This is a genomic window from Streptomyces sp. KR55 (assembly GCF_052245645.1).
Classification (GTDB): Bacteria; Actinomycetota; Actinomycetes; order Streptomycetales; family Streptomycetaceae; genus Streptomyces; species Streptomyces flavusporus.
Map to the genome: position 1 here is coordinate 1 of NZ_JBQQCE010000715.1, position 3,330 is coordinate 3,330.

The 3,330-nt window shown below is 71.6% G+C and carries 4 protein-coding genes; 2 read left to right on the top strand and 2 right to left on the bottom strand.

Annotation, left to right across the window (positions count from 1 at the left end; genetic code table 11):
• Nucleotides 1–655 (bottom strand): PLP-dependent transferase (locus ACTWQJ_RS48815; RefSeq protein ID WP_443312800.1); only part of this gene is annotated, 655 nt, incomplete at its 3' end.
• Nucleotides 656–715: 60 nt separating this feature from the next.
• On the opposite strand from ACTWQJ_RS48815, the gene ACTWQJ_RS48820 reads away from it, so the two are divergent.
• Together ACTWQJ_RS48820 and ACTWQJ_RS48825 are read left to right on the top strand one after the other, a co-directional pair.
• Nucleotides 716–1,207, top strand: a complete 492-nt coding sequence (locus tag ACTWQJ_RS48820) for an Lrp/AsnC family transcriptional regulator (RefSeq protein WP_224737214.1) — start codon at nt 716–718, stop codon at nt 1,205–1,207.
• Nucleotides 1,208–1,240: 33 nt separating this feature from the next.
• On the top strand, nt 1,241–2,932 hold the full coding sequence (locus ACTWQJ_RS48825; RefSeq protein WP_443312801.1) for a DUF885 domain-containing protein: 1,692 nt from the start codon (nt 1,241–1,243) through the stop codon (nt 2,930–2,932).
• Here ACTWQJ_RS48825 and ACTWQJ_RS48830 read toward each other — a convergent pair.
• Nucleotides 2,933–3,330, bottom strand: a 398-nt coding sequence (locus tag ACTWQJ_RS48830) for an SDR family oxidoreductase (protein WP_443312802.1), incomplete at its 5' end; no start/stop codon positions are given.

Genomic DNA, 3,330 nt, shown 5'->3' on the forward strand with positions numbered 1-3,330 from the left:
CCCCGTGCCCGCCGAGGTACTTGGTGGCACTGTGCAGCACCAGCCGTGCGCCCTGCTCGGCGGGACGCTGCAGCACCGGCGTGGCGAAGGTGTTGTCGGCCAGCAGCGGGACGGAACCGCAGGCGTGGGCGACGGCCCGCAGGTCGAGTTCGGCGAGGGTGGGGTTCGCCGGGGACTCCACCATGACCAGCCCGGTGTCGGGGCGCAGCGCGTCTGCGATGCCGGCCGGATCGGTCCAGGTGACCTCGCTGCCGAGGAGGCCGGCGGTGAGCAGGTGGTCGCTGCAGCCGTACAGCGGACGTACGGCCACGACGTGGCGCAACCCCATGGACCCCCGTACGAGAAGGACCGCGCTCAGCGCGGCCATGCCGCTGGCGAACGCCACGGCCGCCTCGGTGCCTTCGAGGCGGGCCAGGGCGGTCTCGAAGCGGGCGACGGTGGGGTTGCCGAGCCGGGCGTAGACGGGCGCGCCGTCCGGTTCCGCGCCGGTGGCGGCGAAGGCGTCGATGCGGGCGGCCTCGCCGCGGCTGTCGTACGAGGGATAGGTGGTGGACAGGTCGATCGGCGGGGCGTGCAGTCCCTGACGGGCGAGGTCGTCGCGGCCGGCGTGCACGGCCTCGGTGGCCAGTGCTCTCGATGCGATGGGCGTGTCCATGGAGGGAAGGGTGAACACTGACCGGGTCACCGGCTGCAGAGGCCGTGATACGTTCGACAGATGGCCGAATCTGTCGTACTGGATCCGGTGGATCTCGATCTGCTGCGGCTGTTGCAGAACGACGCCCGGACGACCTACCGCGATCTCGCCGCCCAGGTCGGGGTCGCCCCGTCGACCTGCCTGGACCGGGTGACCAGGCTGCGCCGCGCGGGCGTGATCCTCGGCCATCAGCTGCGGCTGGATCCGGCCAAGCTGGGGCGTGGGCTGCAGGCACTGCTGTCGGTGCAGGTCAGGCCGCATCGGCGGGAGTTGGTGGGACCGTTCGTGGAGCGGATCCGGGCGCTGCCGGAGTCGCTGACCGTCTTCCACCTCACCGGTCCCGACGACTATCTCGTCCATGTCGCGGTCGCGGACATGGCGGATCTGCAGCGGCTGGTCCTGGACGAGTTCACGTCCCGGCGTGAAGTCGCCCGCGTGGAGACCCGGCTGATCTTCCAACAGTGGGACTGCGGCCCGCTGTTGCCGCCTTCGCCGTCGGCTCAATCCGGGTGACGCGCGGCGGCACCTCGTATGAGGATGGTCCGCATGTCACAGACCAACAGCCCGCTGCCCCGTGAGGTAGCCGACGCCTACGTCGACGAGCTCATCACCCTCGATCCGATCACCGGTACCTATCTCGGCGTGCAGGAGAGTTCGAGCCGCCTGCCCGACACCTCGCCCGCGGGCCAGGAGGCGCTCGCGGAGCTGGCGCGCAGGACGCTCGCGCGGCTCGACGAGGCCGAAAGCAGGCCCGGCGCGGACAGTGACATCGAGCGCCGGTGCGCACGCCTGCTGCGCGAACGGCTCACCGCAGAGCTCGCCGTGCACGAGGCCGACGAGGGGCTGCGCCAGGTCGGCAACCTGGGCACGCCGGTCCACTCGGTGCGTGAGGTGTTCACCGTGACCCCGGCGGAGACGGAGGAGGACTGGGCGGCCATCGCCGAGCGGCTGCGGGCGGTGCCGGCCGCGCTGGCCGGCTACCGCGAGTCCCTTGCGCTCGGTCTGGAACGCAAGCTGTACGCGGCTCCCCGGCCGACGACGACCCTGGTCGAGCAGCTCACCGAGTGGTCGGACACCGACGGCACCGGCCGCGGCTGGTTCGAGGACTTCGCCTCGGCCGGCCCCGAGTCGCTGCGCACGGAGCTGGACGACGCCGCCCGCGCCGCGACGGCGGCCGTCGTGGAGCTGCGGGACTGGACGCGCGACGTGTACGCACCGACGATCGAGGACGCACCGAACACCGTGGGCCGGGAGCGCTACGCCCGCTGGTCGCGCTACTTCAACGGCACCGACCTCGACCTGGACGAGGCGTACGCGTACGGCTGGGCCGAGTTCCACCGCATCCTCGCGGAGATGAAGCAAGAGGCCGAGAAGATCCTGCCCGGCGCGAAGACGCCGTGGGTGGCGCTCGCGCACCTCGACGAGCACGGCCGGCACATCGAGGGCGTCGACGAGGTCCGGCAGTGGCTGCAGGACCTGATGGACCAGGCGATCGAGGCGCTGGACGGCACGCACTTCGAACTCGCCGAGCGGGTCCGGAAGGTGGAGTCGTGCATCGCCCCGCCCGGCAGCGCGGCGGCCCCCTACTACACGCCCCCGTCGGAGGACTTCTCGCGTCCGGGCCGCACCTGGCTGCCGACCATGGGCCAGACCCGGTTCCCGGTGTACGACCTGGTCTCGACCTGGTACCACGAGGGCGTCCCCGGCCATCACCTCCAGCTCGCCCAGTGGACGCATGTCGCCGGGAACCTGTCCCGCTACCAGGCCACGATCGGCGGGGTCAGCGCCAACGCCGAGGGCTGGGCGCTGTACGCGGAGCGCCTGATGGACGAGCTGGGCTTCCTCACCGACGCGGAGCAGCGGCTCGGCTACCTCGACGCGCAGATGATGCGGGCCGCGCGGGTCATCGTGGACATCGGTATGCACCTGGAGCTGGAGATTCCGGCGGATTCGCCCTTCCACCCCGGTGAGCGCTGGACCCCCGAGCTGGCCCAGGAGTTCTTCGGCGCGCACAGCAGCCGGCCGGCGGACTTCGTGGAGAGCGAGCTGACCCGCTATCTCACGATTCCGGGCCAGGCGATCGGCTACAAGCTCGGTGAACGCGCCTGGCTGCTGGGCCGCGAGAACGCCCGCAAGCGGCACGGTGACGCCTTCGACCTCAAGGCCTGGCACATGGCGGCCCTCTCCCAGGGCTCCCTGGGCCTGGACGACCTGGTGGACGAGCTGTCCGCCCTCTGATCAGCGCCGGAATCCGCCCTCGGAGTCGATGACCTGACCGGTGATCCACGCCGCCTCGTCCGTCGCCAGCCAGGCGATGAGGCGGGCCGGGTCGTCTGGCATGCCCCACCGCCCGGCGGGGAACCGCTCGGCCACGGCCGCGTAGGCCTCGCCGGTCAGGTAGTCCGTGTCCACGGGGCCGGGATTGACGGTGTTCACCGTGACCGCCTGCTCGGCGAGCGTCGTCGACAGGGAGCGGATGATCGAGGCAAGGGCACCCTTCTGGAGGGCGTAGGCGATCTCACCGGGCATCCCGCCCGCGATGTCCTGCCCCGAGGTCATCATCAACACGCGCCCGCCCGGCGTACGCGGCGGCAGCCCGGCACGCAGCCGCGCATACTCCTGCACCAGCAGCAGGA